Here is a 22832-nt window from a genome sequence, read left to right as displayed (position 1 = left end):
CCATGACAATCTGGAACCTCGGCTCAATCAACGCGGATATGGTTTATGACCTGCCGCATCTGCCTGCGCCAGGGGAAACTCTGGCCGCCCACGGGCTGGACCGGTTCCTTGGCGGAAAAGGTGCCAATATGTCAGTGGCGGCTGCGCGGGCCGGATCACGCGTCAGCCATATCGGCGCCGTTGGGCATGATGGGCGCTGGGCGAAGGATCGACTGACGGAATATGGCGTGGACACACGCTATATCTCTGAGGTGGATCCGCCGACGGGGCATGCGATCATTGCGGTGGACGCCGAGGGTGAGAACCTGATCATCCTCTATCCGGGGGCCAACCACGCCTTGGATGTCAGCCATCTGGGGCAGGCGCTGTCATCGGCAAGCACCGGTGATCTGCTGATCTTGCAGAATGAAACCAACGCACAGGTCGAAGCCGCGCAATTCGGGCGCAAACTTGGATTGACCGTGTGTTATGCCGCCGCGCCGTTTCAAGCACAGGCGGTTCAGGCGGTTCTGCCCTATCTGGATTTCCTGATCCTGAACGAGATCGAGGCCGAACAATTGCGGCAGGAAACCGGGATGGGTGCGGCTGATCTGCCCGTGCGGCATGTCATTGTCACGCTGGGCTCAAAAGGTGCCCGGTATTTGCAGCAGGGCAAAGACCCGGTGGAATTTGCGGCCCACAAGGTTCAGGCCGTGGATACCACCGGGGCAGGTGATACATTTACCGGCTACGTGCTGGCTGGAATGGATCGCGGAATGCCGATGGAACAGGCCATTCTGCAAGCGAACCGCGCCGCTGCCCTGATGGTCACGCGGCACGGAACCGCGGATGTCATTCCTGATCTGAGAGAAGTGCGCGACGCGACCTTTGATTAAGACCCGGCGAAAGGCGCATCTGAACCCCAAAGCTGTTTGACACGCGCGTCACGGCCACAGGCTTTGCGATATGCTTTATAGGCGTTGTGCTGACGTTTGGGCCCAAAGCGGGTAAGGATCAGCTTGTTCCCTTTGTAGTAATCCTGATGATAGGCCTCGGCAGGGTAAAACGTGCCCGCCTTCAGGATCGGGGTGACAACATTTTGACCCAGGGCTCGTTGTGCTTCTTTCTTCGCCTGTTCAGCCAACGCTTTTTCGCCTGTGTTAGAGACGAATATCGCAGTTCGATAGCTGTCGCCCCGGTCGCAGAACTGGCCGCCGGCGTCCGTCGGATCAACCGATCGGAAGAACATGTTCAGCAGTGTTTCACGTGACACCCGCGCCGGGTCAAAAGTGATCTGAACTGCTTCATAATGGCCGGTGCCACCTTTGGAGACCTGATCATAGGTGGGGTTGGCCGATTTGCCGCCGGTATAGCCCGACACGGCCCCGATAACGCCCGGTACAGATTCAAAATCGGACTCGACACACCAGAAACACCCCCCTGCAACTGTCAGCGTTTCGGCACCTGCCGCGGGGGCAGGCAGGGCGCGCAGCATCATCGCAAGTGTGATCAGGGTGAACAAAATGGCCGGTTTGAAGGCTTCCAGAAAAGCGGTTCGTGACATGTCGGGTCTCCTTTCGGCACCAAGGTGACTCGAACCCGAATGACATTCAATTGCCTGACATCTGATGTCACGGGCTGGTGAGGCAAGTTTATCGGCGGCGGATGTCGGTGGAACAGCTTGCGCAGGCCGTCTTGGCGGTGGGATAGGGCGCCCCGGCGAGGTGGAATTCCGCGGTGAACCTGCCTTCGGCTTAACCCAGCAACTGCCCCAGTTTCATCGCAACGCCCATATTGCCCGAGATTTTGAGCTTGCCCAAAGCGACACCTGTCATCGGGTTCAGTTTTCCGGTCAGAAGCTTGGTCAGGTTGTCCTGCGAGATGCGGATCGTGCAATCCGTTTCCTGGTCCTGTGTCGATGCCTGACTGTCGGCCAGAACAATCACGCCGTCCTCGCCACAATCGAATTTCAATGAGCCGTCAAAGGTTTTGCCGTTCAGGCCTTTTTGAATTTCATCGGCGATATGCTGAAGCATCCGGGTTCCTTTCGCAGTTTCCGAATGCGTAAAACGTCAGGTATCGAACAGGCAAGGCTGACCCGACTGGAACTTCCGATCACGATGCGCCAAGGCTCTGAACGGTTCGCGCGCAAGGCTCGCCATCGTAGAAAGCGTCAAGAATTGCCTGAAACTCGGCCGGAGCATCTGCCACCGAGGAAAACAATGTCATCGAAGAGCGAAGCTTTTTCGCGTCAACACCACCCAGAATGTCGCTGACGTCGCGCCCCTGATGCAGCAACATCAACGAGGCCGCTTGCGTCAGACGGTGGCGCAGTACCGGGTGGTTCAGATAGCGCGTGGCTTCATCCAGATCTTCGATGCCGTAAAGCTGCGCCATATGAGACTGGCCCAGCTCGGCCAGTTGCGGAAACACGAACCACATCCAGTGGCTGGTCTTCTGCCCCTGTTCCAGTTCGCGCAGGACATCGGCCCAGACCGTGTCCTGCGCTTCGATGAACATTTCCAGTTCGTCGTTCAGACCGTCATCTTCGGTCACTTGGACAACCGCTTGTCGCGCGCGGCCAGCAGTTTCAGCCGCAACGCGTTCAGTTGGATGAAGCCCGCGGCGTCTTTCTGATCATAGGCACCCGCGTCTTCTTCGAAGGTCACATGCGCCTCGGAATACAGCGAGTGATCCGACCAGCGGCCCACGGTCGAGGCCAGACCCTTGTACAGCTTCACGCGGACGGTGCCGGTGACGTGTTCCTGGCTCTTGTCGATGGCAGCTTGCAGCATTTCACGTTCAGGCGAGTACCAGAAGCCGTTGTAGATCAGTTCCGCATATTGCGGCATCAACTGGTCCTTCAGATGCATCGCGCCGCGGTCCATGGTGATGGATTCGATGCCACGATGCGCCTCAAGCAGGATGGTGCCGCCGGGAGTTTCGTAGATGCCGCGCGACTTCATACCGACAAAGCGACCTTCAACAAGGTCCAGACGACCGATGCCGTGCTTGCCGCCATATTCGTTCAGCTTGGTCAGGATGGTCGCGGGGCTCATCGCCTCGCCATTGATGCTGACCGCGTCGCCTTTTTCAAAGCCGATCTCGATGAATTCAGGCTGATCGGGCGCGTCCTCGGGGTGGACGGTGCGCTGATAGACATAGTCGGGCGCCATATCGGCGGGGTCTTCCAGAACCTTGCCCTCGGACGAGGTGTGCAGCAGGTTGGCATCGACCGAAAACGGCGCCTCGCCACGTTTGTCCTTGGCAATCGGAATCTGGTTCTGTTCCGCAAATTCCAGCAGCTTGGTCCGGCTGGTCAGGTCCCATTCGCGCCAGGGTGCGATCACTTTGATGTCGGGGTTCAGCGCATAGGCCGCCAGTTCGAACCGCACCTGATCGTTGCCCTTGCCGGTCGCACCATGTGCCACGGCGTCAGCACCGGTGGCTTCGGCGATTTCGACCAAACGTTTCGAAATCAGGGGGCGCGCAATGGACGTGCCCAGAAGGTACAGACCCTCGTACTGCGCATTGGCGCGGAACATCGGGAAGACGAAATCGCGCACGAATTCTTCGCGGATGTCCTCGATATAGATGTTCTCGGGCTTGATCCCCAGCAGTTCAGCTTTTTGGCGAGCGGGCTCCAGCTCTTCACCCTGACCCAGATCGGCGGTGAAGGTTACAACTTCACAACCATATTCGGTCTGCAACCATTTCAGGATGATCGAGGTATCAAGGCCACCGGAATAGGCCAGAACAACTTTCTTGGGCGCGGACATCTGACTTCCCTTTATGCGTAGAACGATTGGCCCCTAGCGGGTTTTGAGCGCGGGGGCAAGTTGTGAGGATTGACGCAGTACCTGAATTGGGGTGAAACGGGTGCAGAGAATAACAAGCATTGGTTGAAGGGGCGGTTTCAAATGTTGGGATGGCAGATTTTCTTGCATTCTGTGCGGATGGTATTTGGAAACATCAAGCAGGTGCTACAGATTACGGTTGGCCCTGCTCTTATTGCGACAATCATCATCGTGGGCGTGTTCTTGGCGCTTGGTATTCCGCTTGAGGCACTTGAAGACAATGCAGGCGCGTTGCCGTCAGGTGCAACCGCAGGTTCAGCCTTTGTTTTTGTGGTCGTTTTGCTGGCGGTAATGTCCGTCACCATGTTCTGGATTGCGGTGTCATGGCACCGCTTCATCCTGTTGGAAGAGTATCCCACGGGAATATTCCCGACATTCCGCTTGGACAGGATTCTTGCCTATTTCGGTCGCTTTCTGATGTTGGGGATTTTGATGGTGATCGCGTATATCCCCATGGGTCTGGTCGCTGCTGCACTAGGCGAAAGTCTTGCGGGGCTTTCGATCATTCTGATGATTGTTTACACCGTTTTTCTGGTCGTGTGCTTCTATCGCCTGTCAATTATCCTGCCCGCGGCGGCGATAGGAAATCCCATATCGATCGGTGAGGCATGGAACAACACATCCGGGGTCAGCGGTGCAATCTTGTTGCTGCTACTCGTCGCCCTCCTGTTCCAGATTCTGGTGCAGCTGGCTTTCACCCTTCTGGCACTTATACCGGTGCTTGGCGTATTGCTGACCGTGTTCTTTGGCACGCTCATTTTGCCGATGATCAATGTCAGTATCCTGACCACGATGTACGGAATCTTCATCGAAAAACGCGAACTGTCCTGAGCGGCGTACACATATGTATTCCTTGCCCTTATCGCGATGATGGGGCAGGGAAATCGACATGACTGATTTCATGACCTGCGCCCGCGCTGCCGAACAGGCGATGCGCACCGTGTTTCCGGCAACACCGTTGCAACGGAATGCCCATTTGTCTGACCGTTATGGGGCCGATATCTGGCTCAAGCGCGAAGACCTCAGCCCAGTGCGGTCCTACAAGATCCGTGGTGCGTTCAATGCCATGCGCAAGCAGCAGGGGCAGGACCTGTTCGTCTGTGCCAGTGCTGGCAACCACGCGCAGGGCGTGGCGTTCATGTGCAAGCATCTGGACGTGCGCGGCGTGATCTTCATGCCGGTGACGACGCCGCAGCAAAAAATTCAAAAGACCCGCATTTTCGGCGGCGACAATATCGAGATCCACCTGACTGGCGACTATTTCGACGATACTCTGGCCGCCGCGCAAGCATGGTGCGCGCAGCAGGGCGGGTATTTCCTGTCACCCTTCGATGACGCTGATGTCATTGAAGGCCAGGCTTCATTGGCGGTCGAGATCGAAGAGCAAATGGGCGGTGTGCCGGATCACGTCGTTTTGCCGGTTGGCGGCGGCGGCATGTCCTCGGGCGTGGCGACATGGTTCGGGGATCGCAGCCATTGTCTGTTTGTCGAACCGGCCGGAGGTGCCTGTTTGCGCGCTGCACTGGCTGCGGGGCATCCAGTGTCGCTGGATCATGTGGATACCTTCGTCGATGGCGCTGCGGTCGGCCGCATCGGCGAGAAACCGTTCGAATTGTTGAAATCACGCCACCTGTCGGATGTGCTGGTTCTGTCCGAGGACCGAATCTGCACAACTATGATCGAGATGCTGAATGTCGAAGGCATCGTTCTGGAGCCCGCCGGCGCGCTGGCGATCGAAGCGGTGGGCGATATCCAAAGCTTTGTGCGGGGCAAGACCGTGGTCTGCGTGACATCCGGTGGCAATTTCGATTTCGAACGCCTGCCCGAGGTCAAAGAACGCGCTCAACGCTATTCCGGGGTGAAGAAGTATTTCATCTTGCGCCTGCCGCAGCGCCCCGGCGCGCTGAAGGAGTTTCTGGGTATTCTGGGCCCCGAGGACGATATCGCCCGCTTTGAATACATGAAGAAATCGGCGCGCAATTTCGGTTCGGTCCTGATCGGGATTGAAACCCGCAAGCCTGAAAACTTCATGCGTCTGTTTGCGCATCTGGATGAGGCAGGGTTCACCTACACCGATATAACCGAAGACGAAACGCTGGCGCAGTTCGTGATTTAATCCAGATTCTGGCGCAGCTCAGCCTCGAATTTCTGTTTCGAGCTGTCAAATACGGCCAGAATAGCGGGCAGATCGACATCCTCGCCCTGACCCGCGGCCGCCTGCCGTTCGCCGTCCTGACAGAGTTTCGAGAACTGGTCGAATCCAAGACTGAGCGCGCTGCCCTTCAGGAAATGCAGATTCTGTTCCAGTTCGGACCGGCTTGTATCCTGATGCAAGCGGGCGATGACCTCCTGCACTTCTTCCAGAAAGATGTCGACCACCTCATCAAACTCATCCGGGCCAACCTCGTCCCGCAATTGTCGGACTCTGCCCCAGTGGATCATACTGCGTCACCTGCCGTTGAACATGCGTTTTCAGGAATAGGCAACACCAGTAAAAACCGGGTTAACAGCCCAGCGGGATTGCGGCCTTCGGTCTTCACCGGATGTTAAAACCGTCGCTACTAGGATCGCCCTGTATGAATGAACGCATCAGGTCAGAGGGTAAATGGTACCAAGGGCGAGTCTTAAGGAAACCAGATCAGATCTGGATTTCGGCGCGATCCGTAAGGTGCTGGTGGTTGATGACAGCCGTCTGCAGCGGCGCATCCTGGTCGCATCGCTCAGAAAATGGGGCTTTGAGGTGGTTGAGGCCGATACGGGCGATGCCGCCCTGGCGCATTGTCTGGACGATCCGCCCGATCTTGTTCTCAGCGATTGGGTCATGCCGGGGATGAGCGGGCTTGAGTTCTGCAATGCGTTTCGCGCCCTGGATACCGATCAATATTGTTATTTCATCCTTCTGACTTCCAAAAGTGAAAAGCAGGAGGTTGCGCGCGGACTGGATGCCGGGGCAGACGATTTTCTGATCAAACCCCTTGAGGCGGATGAATTGCGGGCGCGCATATCCGCAGGCGCGCGCATTCTGGACATGCAGCGCGAGCTTTCACAGAAAAACCGCCTGATCGAATCCGCGCTGGAAGAACTCAGGCTGGCGCATGACGCGATCGACAAGGACCTCATTCAGGCCCGAAAAATCCAGGAATCGCTGGTCCCGGAATTTACGCGGAGCTTTGGAAAATCCCGGGTCAGCCTGTTGTTGAAACCCTGTGGCCATATCGGAGGAGACCTTGTTGGCATGTTTTCGCCCGGGGTCAATCGGCTGGGGTTCTACAGCATCGATGTATCCGGACATGGCATCACCTCGGCCATGATGACGGCGCGTCTGGGCGGTTATCTTTCCAGCAAGCATTTCGATCAAAATGTCGCAATGGAGAAGAGGTTCAACAAATTCTATGCACTGCTGCCTCCGGAAGACGTCGCAAGCATGCTCAATTCCCGATTAATGGCGGATGAAGGGATCGAGGAATATTTCACGATGGTCTACGCCATTGTGGATCTTCGAAACGGGCATCTCAAGATGGTGCAGGCCGGGCATCCGTATCCGCTTCTGCTGCGGCAGGATGGCAGCACTGAATTTCTGGGCGATGGCGGGTTGCCGATCGGGCTGATCGAAGATGCGAGTTTTCAGCAAATCGAGATTCACATGAAACCCGGCGACAAACTGTTGGTGTATTCGGACGGATTTACCGAATGTCAGCTTGCCGAAGGCGGTTTGCTGGAGGAAGACGGTTTGCGACAGATGGCCCAGCAGTGCATTTCTGAAAAGGGCGGGTCGGAGTTTCTGGACGACATGTTCTGGCGATTGACCCAGGAGATTTCGCCCAAAGACGGCATTGGGGATGACGTATCCGCCGTTTTCTTTGAATATTACGGGCCTTAAAGCGAACTGAGATGCATTTCCGCAAAGTGCCGGTCACCGTCGTTGCCCAGCAATTCAACAGCATCGGCGGCTTCCATCCACAGTGCTTCGTGGAATGCCTCGCTCGGCGGGCCTTTGCGGCGTACGGGACGGGCGCGGTAGATCAGGCAGACCTTTTCGGCCCACAGATCGTATTCGGGCATATAGGTGAACCGGCGAAAAGCGCCGATGCGACGCGGGTTGGCAACGTGCCACCCGGTTTCTTCATAGACTTCGCGATGCAAGGCCGAAATCGGTGATTCGCCCGGATCGATGCCTCCACCCGGCAATTGCAGATCCGGGCCCGGTTCGGTCTGACAGGTCAACAGCAATTGACCGCCACGTGGCAAAAGGGCATATACGCCAACCCTTCGGGTGTATTTCCGCCCCGTCTCGGGGGTTTCACCGAACCGCCTGATCATGTATGGCCCCTTTCAACCCGATCTGTACGACCTATATGGTGCCGGTATGCCAACCCGTGGCGTGTAAGGAAACCCCATGTCTCTTGGAACAAAAATCGCGTGGGACGATACCGTCCTGCCCTTTCAACTTGATGCATCCGACATGCGCGGCCGCGTGGCCCGTCTGGATGGCGTGCTGGATGGTATCCTGAAACAGCATCACTATCCCGAGCAGGTCGAGGCGCTTGTGGCCGAGATGGCCTTGCTGACCGCGTTGATCGGCCAAACGGTTGCGTTGCGCTGGAAACTGTCGTTGCAGGTACAGTCCAAAGGGGCGGTGCGCATGATCGCAACCGACTATTATGCGCCGCAGGAAGAGGGCCAGCCCGCCCAGATACGGGCTTATGCCAGCTTTGACCGGGACCGGCTTTCCAATTCTGCGCCTTTCGATCAGGTGGGCGAAGGGTATTTTGCCATCATGATCGATCAGGGAGAGGGCACGCAGCCGTATCAGGGCATCACTCCGCTGGCCGGTGGATCGCTGAGCGCCTGCGCCGAGTCGTATTTTGCGCAATCCGAACAGCTGCCGACGCGGTTTTCGCTGAGCTTCGGCAAATCGACCGAGCCGGGCGTGGGCGAGCATTGGCGTGCAGGCGGCATCATGCTGCAACACATGCCCAAAGCGTCGCCCTTTGCCGCGTCGGGTGAAGGAACCGGTGACATCCTGACCGCTGCCGATCTGGTCGATGGCGAAGAAGGTGAAAACTGGGGTCGCGTCAATATCCTGCTGGATACCGTCGAGGATTTGGAGATGATCGGCCCCTCTGTTGCGCCGACCGACCTTCTGGTTCGCCTGTTTCACGAGGAACAGCCGCGTGTCTATGATGCGCAGTCCGTGCAATTTGGCTGCACCTGTTCCGAGGATCGTGTGCGACAGAGCCTGTCGATCTATTCGGCCAAGGATATCGAAAAGATGACCACGCCCGAGGGCGAAGTCACCGCGGATTGTCAGTTCTGCGGGGCTCATTATGTGTTGGACCCGGCAACTGTCGGATTCGATGCCGAAGACCCCAAAGGTGCATGACCCGGTTGAAAAGATCCGGGCGGCCCTGCGCCGCCCCGGTCACGGGTCCAGCGACTTTGACTTGAACCCGGATACCGTTCTGCCGCCCGGACGACGGTTGCGACCCGCCGGTGTTCTGGTGGCCATTTCCCTGGCTGATGACACACCGCAGGTCATCCTGACCAAACGCTCATCCGCGTTGAAGCATCACCCGGGCCAGATCGCCTTTCCCGGTGGCAAACAGGACGAAACCGATGCTGATGTTACGGCTGCGGCTCTGCGGGAAGCTGAGGAAGAGATCGGCCTGCCCCCTGAAATGCCCGAGATCCTGGGATTTCTGCCGACGCATGAGACCGTGACCTCGTTCACAGTAACACCGGTTGTCGCAGTTTTGCGGGACAGGTTCCAACCCGTGCCTGAACCCGGCGAAGTGGACGAAGTTTTCTCGACCCCCCTTGCCCATCTTTTGAATCCTGAGAATTATCTGGTCGAGTCGCGCCGATGGCGCGGCCAGAGACGCAGATACTACGCAGTTCCGTACGGCCCCTATTACATTTGGGGCGCGACCGCCCGCATATTGCGCGGGCTTGCTGCACGGGTGAATGAATGATGCTGATTGACGAAGCTTGGATCAGTGAACCAGCGACGCAAAAGGTCTGTTCGGCCCTGACCTCATCCGGGGCTCAGGCGCTTTTCGTGGGTGGATGCGTGCGCAACGCGCTGCTTGGTGCTCCAGTGTCGGATATCGACATCGCCACCGATGCAAGGCCCGGGCAGATCGTCGAGCTGGCGCAGGCCGCCGGGCTCAGGGCCATTCCGACCGGCATCGAGCATGGTACGATCACGGTGGTCAGCGCGGGCATCCCGCACGAGGTTACCACCTTCCGCCGTGACGTGGAAACCGATGGCCGTCGCGCGGTGGTGGCATTTTCCGATCATGTCGAAGAAGACGCGGCGCGACGGGATTTCACCATGAACGCGCTCTATGCCCAACCCGATGGCACCGTGCTGGACCCTCTGGGTGGTCTTCCCGACCTCGAGGCCCGGTTGGTGCGGTTCATTGGAGCCGTCGAGAACCGCATTCGCGAAGACTATCTCCGCTCGCTTCGCTACTTCCGTTTTCACGCCTGGTACGGGGATCCGGATGGCGGTTTCGACCCCGATGCCCTGGCCGCCATCGGCGCCAATCTTGACGGGCTGGAGTCATTGTCGCGCGAGCGGATCGGGGCAGAGCTGCTGAAATTGCTGGCATCGCCTGATCCGGCCCCTGCCGTTGCGACCATGCGCAGTACCGGTGTTTTGGCCCGGGTGTTGCCGGGGGCGGACGATCGGTCTTTGGCCCCTTTGATCGCGCTGGAACAGGCGGCTGGTGCCGATCCCGATCCGGTGCGTCGTCTGGCAGCCATTGCCTCGCCCGATGATGCCGCGACATTGCGGTTGAGCCGTTCGCAGTTGCAACGCCTGATCAGGATGCGTGAAGAAGCACAGTCCACAACCAGTATTGCTGAACTGGGATACCGCTATGGCGATGAAGGGGGATTGCACGAGACGCTTTTGCGCTGCGCCTTTCTGGAACAACCCTGGTCCGAAGATTTGCGGCGCGATCTGCATGCAGGCGCAGCAGCGCGTTTCCCTGTCCAGGCCAGAGATCTGATCCCCAACTTCACCGGCCCGGCGCTGGGCAAGAAGCTGGCCGAGCTGGAAAAACGCTGGATCGCATCCGGTTTTTCGCTGTCACGCGAAGAGTTGTTGGCACATTAGCGCGAAGTCTCAAAAGGGGATGACATCTCGGATCCTTTGTGCTTAGTTGCGCCTGTCACATGGATGGAGGAATGCGAATGTATTACGGGATCTGGTTCGGCTAAAGCCGGGACACCTGCCCCGTAAAGGGTGGTGTTCAGGCGCCATCTTTCTTCGCACGTCTATTTTCCTGCTCAATCGGAGCACTTTCCATGTTTCGCTATTTCGAAAACCTTGTTGACCCTTTTGTTGCCTACCGTGAGGCTGACGCACCGCCGACGCGGTTGTGGCCCTTCATGCTGGATTATTCGCGGCCCTTTTTCCGGGTATTTTTCTGGGCGGCGCTGGTTTCCATAATCGTCGCGGGTGTTGAAATCGGGCTGATCTACTACATGGGTCGCGTAGTGGATCTGTTGGGCGGCACGCCGGCAGAGGTCTGGCAAAATCACGGAACGGAATTGTTGTTGATGGCAGCCTTTGTGTTGCTGTTGCGTCCGCTTCTGCATTTGGTCGACGTACTTCTGCTGAACAATACAATATTGCCGAATTTTGGTACGCTGATCCGTTGGCGTGCGCACAAACACGTGTTGCGTCAGTCGGTTGGCTGGTTCGAAAACGACTTTGCCGGGCGGATTGCAAACCGGATCATGCAGACACCTCCTGCGGCGGGTGAAGTGGTCTTTCAGGTTTTTGACGCGATTTCCTTTTCGTTGGCCTATTTGATCGGTGCGGCGATCCTGCTGTATGCGGCGGATCCGCGTTTGTTGATCCCGCTGCTGATCTGGTTCGGATTCTACGCCATGCTGGTGCGCTGGACCGTTCAGCGTGTTGGTCCGGCGTCAAAAGCGGCCTCGGATGCGCGTTCGACGGTCACGGGGCGGGTGGTGGACAGCTATACCAACATCCATTCGGTCAAAATGTTTGCCCATGGCCCGCAAGAGCTGGACTATGCCCGCGAGGCGATCGAGGAAACCCGTCGGACATTTCAGATCGAAATGCGGATTTTCACTATTATGGATGCCGTTCTGGTCACTTTGAACGGTATGCTGATCGTGGGTGTTGTGGGCTGGGCGATTGCCTTGTGGATGCAAGGCAGCGCTTCGGTCGGTGTTGTTGCGGCGGCTACGGCCTTGACCCTTCGCCTGAATGCCATGACCGGATGGATCATGTGGGCCCTGACCAGCTTTTTCCGTCAACTTGGTATCGTGTCCGAGGGGATGGAGACCATTGCCCAGCCCATCGACTTGCTTGATGCGCCTGACGCGAAACCCTTGCGGCTTACCAAGGGTGAGATCCAGATCCGCGACCTCTCGCATCACTATGGTCGCGAGGCCGGCGGTTTGGACCATATCGACCTGACCGTCCGGCCCGGCGAAAAGATTGGTTTGATCGGTCGCTCGGGTGCTGGCAAATCGACACTGGTAAAGCTGCTGTTGCGGTTCTACGACGTCGAACGCGGTGCGATTTATATTGACGGTCAGAACATTGCGCATGTCACCCAGGACAGTCTGCGCAGCCATATCGGTATGGTTCAACAAGACAGCGCCTTGCTGCATCGCTCGGTCCGCGACAACATCCTTTATGGCCGGCCAGATGCGTCCGAGGCGCAGATGATCGCCGCCGCCAAACAGGCCGAAGCACATGAGTTCATCCTCGATTTGCAAGATCCGCAGGGTCGGACCGGGTACGACGCGCATGTCGGTGAACGGGGGGTGAAGCTGTCAGGTGGCCAGCGGCAGCGTGTGACGCTGGCGCGGGTGATCCTGAAGGATGCGCCGATCTTGTTGTTGGATGAGGCGACATCCGCCCTAGATTCCGAGGTCGAAGCGTCAATTCAGGAAACCCTCTACGGCATGATGCAAGGAAAAACCGTAATCGCCATTGCCCACAGGCTTAGTACCATCGCGCAGATGGATCGCATTCTGGTGATGGATGCAGGCCGTATCGTCGAGGAAGGCACGCATTCTGATCTTCTGACGCAAGGTGGCCTTTACGCCCAATTCTGGGCGCGGCAATCTGGTGGTTTCATGAACCCGGAGGCTGCTGAATGAGGATTGCCGACCTCATCTATCCGTTCAGGAACATCGAAACGCCCCCACCACAGACGTTGGGGGCGTTTATCCGCTGGAGCCTGTCCGGGGCGTGGCCGATGCTGTTTGTTGCGGCGTTCTTCTCGGCCATTGCAGGCGCGATGGAGGCGGTCACGGCTTGGATACTGGGCCGCGTGATTGATGTAGCGACCGCCAGCGGGCCCGAGAATTTTCTGACCGCTGCAAATATGTGGATGATCCTCGGTGCGGTCGCCTTCTTCATGTTGCTTCGCCCGATCCTGTTTGGCCTGTCATCCTTGTCGAACAACTACATTGTCATGCCAAACATCACACCTTTGGTTCTGGCCAAGCTGAACCGTTGGACCTTGGGTCAGTCGGTGACCTATTTCGACGATGATTTCGCCGGTCGGATCGCGCAAAAGCAGATGCAGACATCGAACGCCATGGCTTCGGTCGTGTCGGAAACGATCAGCGCGATTGTGTTTGCCCTGGCGTCTCTGGTGGGGTCTTTGCTTTTGTTAGGGTCTATTCATCCTTTGGTGATGCTGCCCTTCGCGGCATGGCTGGCGGTGTATTTCATGCTGGTGCGCTGGTATCTGCCGCGCATCCGCAAACGTTCCGCTGCGCGGGCCGGGGCGCGGGCGATGGTGTCCGGGCAGGTGGTCGATACGATCACCAACATCAAAACCGTGAAGCTGTTCGCCCACTCAGAATTCGAAGATCAGGCGGCGCGTGAATCGATGGTGGATCTGCGTGAAAAATCGCTGGATTTCGGCAAGTTGTCGGCAAGTTTCCGGTTCATCCTCATGACGCTGGCCGGTGTCCTGCCTGTCTTGTTGCTGGGCGCGACCTTGTGGCTGTGGCAGGGCGGCATGGCGACCGCCGGGGATATCGTGGCTGCCGGGGCTGTTTCGATCCGTATTGCTCAGATGACCGGTTGGGTCAGTTTCACCTTGATGGGGCTGTATGCCAATGTCGGTGAAATCGAAAACGGGATGAAAACGCTGACCAAGCGTGACCGGGTCGAAAACATGCGCGGGGCGAAGGACCTTGACGTGACCGAAGGGTCGATTTCATTCGACGGCGTCAGCTTCGCCTATGGTCGCGATATCGGTGGCGTCACGGATTTGACCCTGACCGTCAACCCGGGTGAAAAACTGGGCATCGTCGGTGCCTCGGGGGCGGGGAAATCCACGCTCGTCTCCCTGTTGCTCAGGCTCTATGACAGGGAAAGTGGCGCCATTCGTATTGATGGGCAGGACGTGTCACAGGTGACGCAGGACAGCCTGCGCCGACAGATCGGTATGGTCACGCAGGAAACGGCGATGTTCAACCGGTCTGCTCGTGAGAACATTCTGTATGGCCGGCCGGACGCCTCAGAGGCCGAGATGATCGAGGCCGCAAAAAAGGCCGAAGCGCATGATTTCATCCTGAGTCTTGAAGATGCTCATGGTCGAAAAGGCTATGATGCTCATCTGGGTGAACGGGGCGTGAAACTCAGCGGCGGGCAACGACAGCGGATCGCTCTGGCGCGCGCCATTCTGAAAGATGCCCCAATTCTGGTTCTCGACGAAGCGACATCGGCGCTGGATTCCGAGGTTGAAGCTTCGATTCAGACCGCGCTGCATCGGGTGATGCAGGGCAAAACGGTTCTGGCCATCGCGCACCGGCTGTCGACACTCAGCGAAATGGACCGGATTGTTGTTTTGGACGAGGGCCGGATCGTCGAAACCGGAACGCATGAGGCGCTGCTGGACCTGGGCGGCCTGTATGCGCGGTTCTGGCACCGCCAGTCGGGCGGGTTCATTCAGGCAGAAGCTGCGGAATAAGGGTTTTTTTGCTGCGAAAGCCCGGCTATCAGGCCTCTCATGACGCAGCAATTCACAATCACACGGCTTGGACATCAGGGCGACGGTATTGCCGATGGCCCTGTTTACGCCCCTCGTACCCTTCCCGGCGAGATCGTCAGCGGCACCCTTGTCGGTCAGCAAGTGACCGATATCCGGGTCGAGACACCGTCCGAACACCGTGTCAAAGCGCCTTGCCGCCACTACAAAGCGTGCGGTGGCTGCCAGTTGCAGCACGCATCCGATACATTTGTGACCGACTGGAAATTGCAAGTCGTCCGCAAGGCGCTGATGGCGCAGGATCTCAAAGCTCCACTGCGCCCGATACACACATCGCCCGAACAGTCACGTCGGCGGGCTACGATTGCCGTAAGGCGCACGAAAAAGGGCACGTTGGCGGGGTTTCACGGTCGTGCATCCGACACGATCACCGAGATACCCGATTGCCGGTTGCTTGACCCGGCCTTGATCGCGGCCATTCCGGTGGCCGAGGCGCTGGCCAACCTGGGCGCAAGCCGCAAGGGCGTTCTGGCTGTCACGCTCACACTGTCCGAAGCTGGTCTGGATGTGGCCGTAACAGGTGGCAAACCGCTGGACGGCCCCTTGGAACTGGCGTTGGCGCAGGCGACCGAGAAACATGGGCTGGCCCGGCTCAGTTGGGATGATGAGGTTATTGCCATGCGGCATGCGCCGGTTCAGCGCTTTGGAGCAGCCGGAGTCACGCCACCCCCCGGAGCTTTCTTGCAAGCAACAAAGGACGGAGAAAAGGCTCTGTTAAAGGCAGTTTCCGAGGCTACACGGGGCGCGAAACGTATCGTTGACCTGTTTGCGGGCAGCGGAACGTTCTCTTTGCCGTTGGCGGAAAGCGCCGAAGTTCACGCGGTTGAAGGCGAGGCCGCCATGATCGAGGCGCTGGATCAGGGCTGGCGCAGGGCACAAGGGCTGAAACGCGTAACGACCGAGGCCCGTGACCTGTTCCGCCGCCCGCTGATGCCGGACGAGCTGAAAACTTTCGACGCCATTGTTCTGGATCCGCCTCGTGCCGGTGCCGAAGCTCAGGTAGATGAGATTGCACAGGCGCAACGCCCGGTGATCGCCTATGTCTCGTGCAATCCCGTCACCTTTGCGCGTGATGCGAAAACGCTGGTTAACGCGGGTTACACCCTTGAATGGGTACAGGTCGTTGACCAATTTCGATGGTCAACACACACGGAACTTGCTGCGCGGTTTGTTCTGAACGCAGCATCTTGATCTTACCGGGGAAACTGACACATGGGGTCCAAACAGCGTTTGCTGAATATTATCGAAGCGCCCGTTTTCGGGCGGTTCATAACGGCCGTGATCATTTTCAATGCCATTCTTTTGGGGATGGAGACATCGCCGACCCTGATGGAACTGGCCGGCCCCTTGATCGTGGCGCTGGACAGGCTTTGCCTGGCGATCTTTGTGGCTGAAATTTCCATGAAACTGATTGCCACCGGGCGCAGGTTCTTCACAAATGGCTGGAACATATTCGATTTCCTGATCGTTGGAATTGCCCTGGTTCCCAGCGCCGGAGGTCTGTCGGTGCTGCGCGCCCTGCGAATTCTGCGGGTGTTGCGCGTGATTTCCGTGGCGCCTCGTCTGCGTCGCGTGGTCGAAGGGTTCATCTCGGCCCTTCCCGGCATGGCCAGCGTGTTTCTGCTGATGGCAATTCTGTTCTATATCGGTGCGGTAATCTCGACCAAGCTGTTTTCGGCATCGTTCCCGGATTGGTTCGGCGATCTGGGCCTGTCTGCTTATACGCTGTTCCAGATCATGACGTTGGAAAGCTGGTCGATGGGCATCGTGCGCCCGGTGATGGAGGTCTATCCCTATGCCTGGGTCTTCTTTGTTCCCTTCATCATGGTCACGACCTTTGCGGTGGTGAACCTGTTGGTGGGTCTGATCGTCAATTCGATGCAGGATGCCCATCATGCCGAGGATGAGGTTAAAACCGATGCCTATCGCGATGAGGTTCTGGAACGGCTGGAAAGCATCGAACGTAGACTGGCCGAGCAGTCGAACATCAAAAAGTGATTTCAGTTTTTCCCATTTTTGGCATAATGATCGAAAAAAAGCAGAGCAGGCAGTGAAACATGGATCGTCGAGTATTCGGTTTAGGCGCGTTGGCAACGCTGAGCCTTTCGGCTTGTGGCTCTAGCGGCCCAAGATTTCTGACTTATAACGGACCCGAGGTGACCTCTTTGGTGGTCAACAAGGGCACGCGCAAACTTTACTTGTTGCACAACGAAAAGATCCTCAGGGAATATGACGTCGATTTGGGGTTTGCCCCGAATGGAACAAAGAACCAGCGCGGTGACGGTAGAACGCCCGAGGGCACCTATCTGATTGACCGTCGCAACCCCAGAAGCCGGTATCACCTATCCCTGGGCATTTCTTATCCCAACTCGCAGGATGTCGCCAAAGCCAAGGCTGCGGGCGTTGATCCGGGTGGGGATATCTTCATCCACGGTGAACCCAATCTGCGCTCAGAGCGGAGACGCGCAAAAAAGAAGCGGGATTGGACAGCTGGATGCATCGCAGTCAAGAATGACGAAATCGAAGAGATTTATGCGATGGTCAACAAAGGTACGCTGATAACCCTGCGCCCTTAGGCCGATCCTGGCGCCCAGTCACTGAATCCGAATGCTTCATAGTCGCGCTGATAGGCTTCAACCGCCAGCGCTTCGAGGTTTTTGTCGTAGATCAGGTGCAAAGCGTATGGTTCATCCGGTGCACAGGAGCCAGGCTGAGGCGGGTTTGAATGCCCCATACTACGCGCCAGATCCGGCAAGGCCGTCACCAGATCCTCTTCTCTCAGAATCAGATCGGGCATAGTGAAGGATGCGATTCCCTCCAACGTCCTGGACTGGCTGCACCACGTGCCGTCCACACGGACCGGTGTCTGCCCGTTGAGGTTGAGGCGTAGAAAGTCCAGAAAGCCCGAAAAAGCTTCGCGGTGTTGTTCGACAGAATAATTGTTGTCCCGCACTTGCCCCGGGATCGGCAGCTTAAGCCGGTTGCGAAGGTAATTCCGCACCATCTTATAGCTGCCCGGCCCCGTATTCAGAATATGACTGCAAAATGCCGTATGTGCCCGGGCCAGAGGGTGACGCAGAACAGTGAATTGCCGATGTCCGGGATGGCCCTGTTTCCATGAGCGGACCTGTTTGCGGTTTCGATCCGTGATCAGCTTGTCGGTCTGACATCCGTCCAGATCAGCGAGCCATTGCACGATAACAGGCTCTATTCCGCCCCGAATGGGCAAATACATCAAAGGAGACCTTGCAGCGGCAACATAAAGCGGTACAGCCGCGCCGCGCTGCGGCTCAAAGCTTGTTGACCGATGCAATCCGAACCGATCCTGATCGCACAGGGCTTGTTTCATTTCATCAGGATTGGTGACCTTCGACAATGCCGGCGCCGGGTTTTGCGGTTTCAGGGTATCATCCAGTCGGGTCAGCCGACCCTCAACCCCCAGCCATACAGCCAGCCCGTTTATGACCTCCAGCTCGGTCAGGTCGTCATAGTGAATGAAGAACCCGGTTTGGCCTGTCTTTTGCAGGTGCCGTTGCACCATAAGCTGATGGTCTTGCAGCTGGTTCAGGTAATCCGAAAACTCGTCGGCGTCGAAGTCAACCTGCGCGTCGACACGGCGTTTCACATTCTTCAGCAGCCACTGCTGCGTTTTCTGTGCTATTTTCAGCGACAGGTAACTGTCCAATGGGTTGCGGGTCAGAATGATCTTGGCACAGCGCGGGTCGTTCAGCATAGGTTTCAGGATACGTGGGTCATGGTCTTCGAAATATCGGAAGCCATTGATGTCACCCGGTGCTGATTTGATGGCCTTGAGCATTCGCATGGGGTCCGCATCCCGGTCTTCCAGCGAAAGGCCAAGCAGATGATCGGATTTCAGGCTGCCCGCAAAATGCGGATTGAACGCCTCTCCGTGACAGGTGACCCCGTCCAGCGCGTTCAGGTTGGCCTCAAGCAGGTTCGAACCTGTGCGCATGGCGGCCAGAATCACGAAGTAGTCAAATTGGGCTGACATGGGCAATCACTGCACCAGATACGGTTTTCGATATGGCTTTTCCTGGCGACCGAACACATCGTCCGCCGGGAAATCACCCATCAGATATGGGTGCATTCCCTGATTCTTGAGGTTTTGCAGGAACTTCCCGAATCCGGACAGATCGACCATGGTTGGCACTTCGGTCAGATGGCTGGTCTGCTGCATGCCGATTTCTTCTAGAATACCCTGCAAGGCATCCATCGGAGATTCAATGAAGTCGGCCAGCGTCCAACTGCGCATCCGCGCCTTGGTCCAGACCGATGTCAGCACCTCCAGCTGCTTGGTTTCAATCTGTTGCAGGCGCGCCGCTTCACTCCGGATTTCCGAGAAGTTCATATTGGATCGGAACAATGGGATCGCCCAAGCGCCGGTGATGACCGAAATCTGAGCGTTCTTGTCCCGCGCCAAAAACCAGTTGATTTCCTGAGTGTCCCGCGGGCTGAACTGGAAACACTGGCGTTCACCGCGCGTATTCCAGATCAGGTTCGACAGAAAGGCGGTCGGGTTATAGTCCCGCAGCGCCGCACTGTCGCTGAGGGCACCATTTGTTATGGCTTCTCCTTGCGAAAATTCGGCGCGTTCCGGCCCGAATAGATGCCCGTGGACTCTGGCTCCGGTGGTTGCGGCCAACCAAGGTTCGAAATCCTCGAACAATTCCGAAAAGCCTTGGAATACGGAATATTGTGACGATGTCAGACCGTTTTCACTGCCATGGCGGGGAAACCGGCTTTGCATATACAGCCCGTCGCGCCCACGAGTTCGCCGTTCCACCGCTTTGGAAAATACGCGATCGATCTTGCCCGGATTGGGTTCCGCCGGTTTCATCGCCCCGGTCTGATCTGTCAGGAATGCCTGGTACAATCGCTCTGCGCGGGGCCAGATTTTTCGGGCGACAAAACAATCCGATCGACGCAGCAATTGCAGATGATCGTCATAAAAGATGTGCGGGCGGCCCTGGTAATCGAATTTGGATAGGGTCAGGGACCTGCTTTCAATATGCGTGGAATACAACCGCGCAAGCGTCTGGAAATAGCTTTCATCCGGAATCCAGACATGACGGAAATACTTGTCATACAGCTTGCGCCTGGGGTCTTGAAGGATTGCCGACAGCGTTTGGCGGGTCAGGCACCACCACTGGCTTCCCATATGCGGAACCAGTCCGTCGGGGATTTTCCTGCGAAACCCTATCAGACGCTGAAGTTTTACATATGTGTCGAATAGTTTGCGATGCTTGCGCCACGAAAACGGAAACCGCAAGGTGAACCGTTCATGATCCAGCCCGCCGATGGTCCAGCTGACATCGGATGTCGTCGCGCTTTCGATGAAATCGACACGCGGCCGGTCTGACAGGTAATCGATCAACTCCTGAACCGGTCGCAAGGGCAGGCAGGCCCCCGAGGCAAGAAACACATGCCGAACTTCGGGGAAACGCTCCAGCATCAACTCGGACGCGCTTTGCGAGGCGGCAACGATACCCCAGCCACCCCAATCGCACCGATGTCGGTCAGAAAACACGATCGATGGATTGTTCGAACAGGACGCAACAAACCGGGAATAAACAGTGTCTGGCACCTTGCGATCCACATGGATGACCACCGGGCATCCCGCTGCTGTCCAGTGTCGCGCGACCTGCTCGGCGCGGTCCAGTGAGGTATGAACCAACATGACAATACCTAGACCGCTCATGCCCAGTTTCCTTTCGACATGAGGCCCAGGATCTCAAGCTGTCGCCAGTTGATATAGGCCTCGGACCACTCGCACCAGAAAACAGGCTTGTCCTCAAGCTGAGTGGCATAGGCCTTGTATTCGCCCGAGCCCCGGTAATGCTGGCCACGCAGCAATTCCTCGCGGGCTTTTTCCCCAAGAGTATTGATCAACTTGGCATGAAGCAGTGACCCGCTGGCTTTTTCGCCGCCCCATTCGTCGTAAACCTGGTTGAGCCCGCGTGGCAAAAGCGAATGGGTCGAGCTGACATAAACATAGCGCCGGTTCCATTTTACCAGCGGAATCTTGTTCAGCGCCGGTGCTTTGGAGGGGTTGTCCTGAAAGAACACGCGCGCCCGTGGGCCCCCTTGAATCCAAAGGTTCTTGTACTCGGGGTTCTTGGTGATCATGTAATTCCCGGGATCGAACCAGCGCGCGATTTCGAACGGGTTCTGACCTTCAGCATAGGGGTCGGCGTCCACCGGACCTTCGGGGTACATGTCGATCAGCATCGTGCCAAAACTGCGCACGGCACTGCCATCCAGCCAGTCCGTCAAGGCTCGGATTGGACGGGTGTCGCAGAACGGATAGATGAAGAATTCGTCCGGATCGACGCTCAGCACCCAGTGATCGTGCGCGTATTTGCGCAACAGATAGTTCGACCAGTCCAGGCCATAGCTTGCCCGTTTGTAGCTGGTCGTCGTCCGCCAGACCGAAACGTCAGCCTGTTCTTTCAAAAATTCAAAACTGCCATCATCGCTGTTGTTGTCGACAAACAGAAAATGGTTGATGCCCAGTTTGCGATAATATTCAAGAAAGAAGGGCAGGCGAATTTTCTCGTTCCGCACAACGCTCATCAGCAGGATATCATCACGCCGTATAGCCTGTGTGTTGTTGCTGACTGGCTTGAGCTCGCGGCGTCGTCTGAGGCAGCGCAGAATACGGCGCTTGCGCCGCAATCTCATTTTGTAGGATTCAAACAGGCTCACGTGACTGCCCAACCTTTTTAAAACGCGAGCTTTCCCCGAACCAGCCGTGACCGTTGGCACGACATGGCATTACCGGTTTATGCCATCTTTGCATCTTCTGAAGCAACGTCTTTAAAACCCGCAAACTGTAAACGTGCGGTTGATGCCCTTGTTTTCGTTTTCAATCCCAGCCTCCGCCGTTCATCAGACCCAACTGTTCCAGCTGGCTCCACCCGGTGTAGCGCACCGAATGTGGGGTCCACATGTCCGGCTGGTTGATTATCCCATCGTAGTATGGCCCGAATTGGTCCGGATCATGAAAATGTTGGCGTCGCTGCTTTTCGGTGTTGGATTTCTCGATAACGTCCGGCAGGAACTTCGTGTGCAGCAACACGCCTGACGGGGTATCGCCGCCCGGTCCATCATAGGTTTCGTTCAGGCGGCGCGGCAGGGCGGAATGGCATGAGTTCACGTAGGCATAGCGCCGCGACCAGCGCATCAGCGGGATCTTGTTCAGCGTGGGCGATCTTTGCCGCGTTTGCGTAAAGAACATCCGTTCCCGCGCGCCACCCTGCACCCACAGATTGCCCATCGGGCTTTGCCGCTGCGCGCGATACGGTCCTGCATCGAACCAGCACAGCAGATTTGTGGGGTCGGTGTCCGGGTCATAAGCCGCATCACCCAAAGGACCCTTGGGATAGAGATCCAGCATCAGCGCCCCGAACCCGATCTTCCCGCGCCGGTCCAGCCAGGCTGTCAGGTCATGCAGGGACCGGGCGTCGCAGTGGGCATAGACCAGCAGTTCATCCGCATCCACCATCAGGCACCAGTGGCGGTGGCCATAGCGCATCTGCAACCAGGTCAGCCAGTCCAGGCCAAACCGCGATCCACGATAGCTGGAATGGGTTCTCCACACCGAGACATCCGGTTGATCTTGCAGATACTCGGATGATCCATCGTCGCTGCCGTTGTCGACGATTAGAAAATGATCGACGCCCAAGGCGCGATAGTGACGAAAGAACCAGGGCAGGCGAATGATTTCATTGCGCAAGGTGACAAAGGCCAATATGTCACCCCGCTGGATTCGGGATGTCTGATCCTTCTGGCAGGTCAACTGATGTCGGCTGCGCAGCGACCTCCAGAGCAGCCGCCGGCGTTTCCAGCGCAACCTGTACTTCCGTGCCCATCCGATCCGGGGAAGTGTCAAAGCAGTGCTGGATGTCACCGGGTT

The 22832-nt window shown here is 57.3% G+C and carries 22 protein-coding genes; 12 read left to right on the top strand and 10 right to left on the bottom strand.

Translation table 11 applies throughout. The features are described from left to right. Positions 1 to 2: 2 nt before the first annotated feature. Positions 3 to 875: a ribokinase gene (locus tag GS620_RS14770; protein WP_171616627.1), complete on the top strand. Its 873-nt coding sequence runs from the start codon at positions 3 to 5 to the stop codon at positions 873 to 875. On the opposite strand, the gene msrA is transcribed toward GS620_RS14770, so the two are convergent. From msrA to GS620_RS14750, 4 genes are all read right to left on the bottom strand, one after another. Then, entirely contained in the window at positions 872 to 1477 is a 606-nt protein-coding gene (gene msrA, locus GS620_RS14765) for a peptide-methionine (S)-S-oxide reductase MsrA (protein ID WP_371809812.1), read from the bottom strand. The two genes, GS620_RS14770 and msrA, sit on opposite strands and share 4 nt — an antisense overlap. A gap of 256 nt (positions 1478 to 1733) precedes the next feature. Next, positions 1734 to 2015 carry an SCP2 sterol-binding domain-containing protein gene (locus tag GS620_RS14760; protein WP_152459599.1) on the bottom strand — a complete coding sequence of 94 codons (282 nt, stop codon included), beginning with the start codon at positions 2013 to 2015 and terminating at the stop codon, positions 1734 to 1736. Positions 2016 to 2094: 79 nt separating this feature from the next. After that, on the bottom strand, positions 2095 to 2499 hold the full coding sequence (locus GS620_RS14755; protein WP_152459940.1) for a DUF1810 domain-containing protein: 405 nt from the start codon (positions 2497 to 2499) through the stop codon (positions 2095 to 2097). Positions 2500 to 2531: 32 nt separating this feature from the next. Next, positions 2532 to 3758, bottom strand: coding sequence for an argininosuccinate synthase (locus GS620_RS14750; protein WP_171230137.1), 1227 nt, complete (start codon positions 3756 to 3758; stop codon positions 2532 to 2534). A gap of 201 nt (positions 3759 to 3959) precedes the next feature. Here GS620_RS14750 and GS620_RS14745 point away from each other — a divergent pair, with 201 nt between their 5' ends. Beyond that, positions 3960 to 4667, top strand: coding sequence for a hypothetical protein (locus tag GS620_RS14745; RefSeq protein ID WP_371809810.1), 708 nt, complete (start codon positions 3960 to 3962; stop codon positions 4665 to 4667). Between the two features lie 58 nt (positions 4668 to 4725). Next, a complete protein-coding gene (ilvA, locus tag GS620_RS14740) occupies positions 4726 to 5952 on the top strand; it encodes a threonine ammonia-lyase IlvA (protein WP_152459596.1) in 1227 nt (408 codons plus the stop codon). Here the strand turns inward: ilvA and GS620_RS14735 are convergent. Beyond that, on the bottom strand, positions 5949 to 6278 hold the full coding sequence (locus GS620_RS14735) for an Hpt domain-containing protein (RefSeq protein ID WP_170345824.1): 330 nt from the start codon (positions 6276 to 6278) through the stop codon (positions 5949 to 5951). The two genes, ilvA and GS620_RS14735, sit on opposite strands and share 4 nt — an antisense overlap. Positions 6279 to 6441: 163 nt before the next feature. Between GS620_RS14735 and GS620_RS14730 the strand changes: the two genes are divergently transcribed. Next, a complete protein-coding gene (locus tag GS620_RS14730) occupies positions 6442 to 7716 on the top strand; it encodes a PP2C family protein-serine/threonine phosphatase (protein WP_171616621.1) in 1275 nt (424 codons plus the stop codon). Here the strand turns inward: GS620_RS14730 and GS620_RS14725 are convergent. After that, positions 7713 to 8156, bottom strand: coding sequence for an NUDIX hydrolase (locus GS620_RS14725; RefSeq protein ID WP_152459593.1), 444 nt, complete (start codon positions 8154 to 8156; stop codon positions 7713 to 7715). The genes GS620_RS14730 and GS620_RS14725 overlap by 4 nt on opposite strands. Positions 8157 to 8232: 76 nt before the next feature. Between GS620_RS14725 and GS620_RS14720 the strand changes: the two genes are divergently transcribed. The 8 genes from GS620_RS14720 to GS620_RS14685 all read left to right on the top strand — a co-directional run bounded on the left by GS620_RS14720 (position 8233) and on the right by GS620_RS14685 (position 17472). After that, the gene (locus GS620_RS14720; RefSeq protein ID WP_171206492.1) at positions 8233 to 9219 is read left to right on the top strand and encodes an Hsp33 family molecular chaperone HslO; all 987 of its coding nucleotides are present in this window, start codon (positions 8233 to 8235) and stop codon (positions 9217 to 9219) included. Continuing rightward, positions 9194 to 9808, top strand: a complete 615-nt coding sequence (locus GS620_RS14715; protein WP_152459591.1) for a CoA pyrophosphatase — start codon at positions 9194 to 9196, stop codon at positions 9806 to 9808. The genes GS620_RS14720 and GS620_RS14715 overlap by 26 nt, the downstream gene beginning before the upstream one ends. After that, complete coding sequence (locus tag GS620_RS14710) at positions 9805 to 10959, top strand: CCA tRNA nucleotidyltransferase (RefSeq protein ID WP_171616619.1); 1155 nt, start codon at positions 9805 to 9807, stop codon at positions 10957 to 10959. The genes GS620_RS14715 and GS620_RS14710 overlap by 4 nt, the downstream gene beginning before the upstream one ends. 191 nt (positions 10960 to 11150) lie before the next feature. Next, complete coding sequence (locus tag GS620_RS14705; protein ID WP_171616617.1) at positions 11151 to 12989, top strand: ABC transporter ATP-binding protein; 1839 nt, start codon at positions 11151 to 11153, stop codon at positions 12987 to 12989. Then, positions 12986 to 14818: an ABC transporter ATP-binding protein gene (locus GS620_RS14700; RefSeq protein ID WP_171616615.1), complete on the top strand. Its 1833-nt coding sequence runs from the start codon at positions 12986 to 12988 to the stop codon at positions 14816 to 14818. Before GS620_RS14705 ends, GS620_RS14700 begins: the two co-directional genes overlap by 4 nt. Before the next feature lie 39 nt (positions 14819 to 14857). Next, positions 14858 to 16087, top strand: coding sequence for a class I SAM-dependent RNA methyltransferase (locus GS620_RS14695; protein ID WP_171616613.1), 1230 nt, complete (start codon positions 14858 to 14860; stop codon positions 16085 to 16087). Between the two features lie 21 nt (positions 16088 to 16108). Continuing rightward, positions 16109 to 16894: an ion transporter gene (locus tag GS620_RS14690; RefSeq protein WP_152459586.1), complete on the top strand. Its 786-nt coding sequence runs from the start codon at positions 16109 to 16111 to the stop codon at positions 16892 to 16894. Positions 16895 to 16953: 59 nt separating this feature from the next. Next, positions 16954 to 17472 (top strand): murein L,D-transpeptidase family protein, encoded by a 519-nt coding sequence (locus tag GS620_RS14685; RefSeq protein WP_171364101.1) that lies wholly within the window; start codon positions 16954 to 16956, stop codon positions 17470 to 17472. Here GS620_RS14685 and GS620_RS14680 read toward each other — a convergent pair. The 4 genes from GS620_RS14680 to GS620_RS14665 all read right to left on the bottom strand — a co-directional run bounded on the left by GS620_RS14680 (position 17469) and on the right by GS620_RS14665 (position 22826). Continuing rightward, positions 17469 to 18908, bottom strand: a complete 1440-nt coding sequence (locus GS620_RS14680; protein ID WP_171616611.1) for a nodulation protein NodH — start codon at positions 18906 to 18908, stop codon at positions 17469 to 17471. The genes GS620_RS14685 and GS620_RS14680 overlap by 4 nt on opposite strands. Before the next feature lie 6 nt (positions 18909 to 18914). Further along, a complete protein-coding gene (locus GS620_RS14675) occupies positions 18915 to 20615 on the bottom strand; it encodes a beta-1,6-N-acetylglucosaminyltransferase (RefSeq protein ID WP_171616609.1) in 1701 nt (566 codons plus the stop codon). Continuing rightward, a complete protein-coding gene (locus tag GS620_RS14670) occupies positions 20612 to 21598 on the bottom strand; it encodes a glycosyltransferase family 2 protein (RefSeq protein ID WP_152459939.1) in 987 nt (328 codons plus the stop codon). Before GS620_RS14670 ends, GS620_RS14675 begins: the two co-directional genes overlap by 4 nt. 184 nt (positions 21599 to 21782) lie before the next feature. Beyond that, entirely contained in the window at positions 21783 to 22826 is a 1044-nt protein-coding gene (locus tag GS620_RS14665) for a glycosyltransferase family 2 protein (protein WP_371807915.1), read from the bottom strand. Positions 22827 to 22832: the final 6 nt, after the last annotated feature.

Origin of the sequence: Ruegeria sp. HKCCD6428, from assembly GCF_013110595.1 — a bacterium.
Lineage (GTDB): Bacteria > Pseudomonadota > Alphaproteobacteria > Rhodobacterales > Rhodobacteraceae > Ruegeria.
The sequence above is the reverse complement of the archived record's forward strand: the minus strand, read 5'-3'. Positions and strand labels throughout refer to the sequence as shown.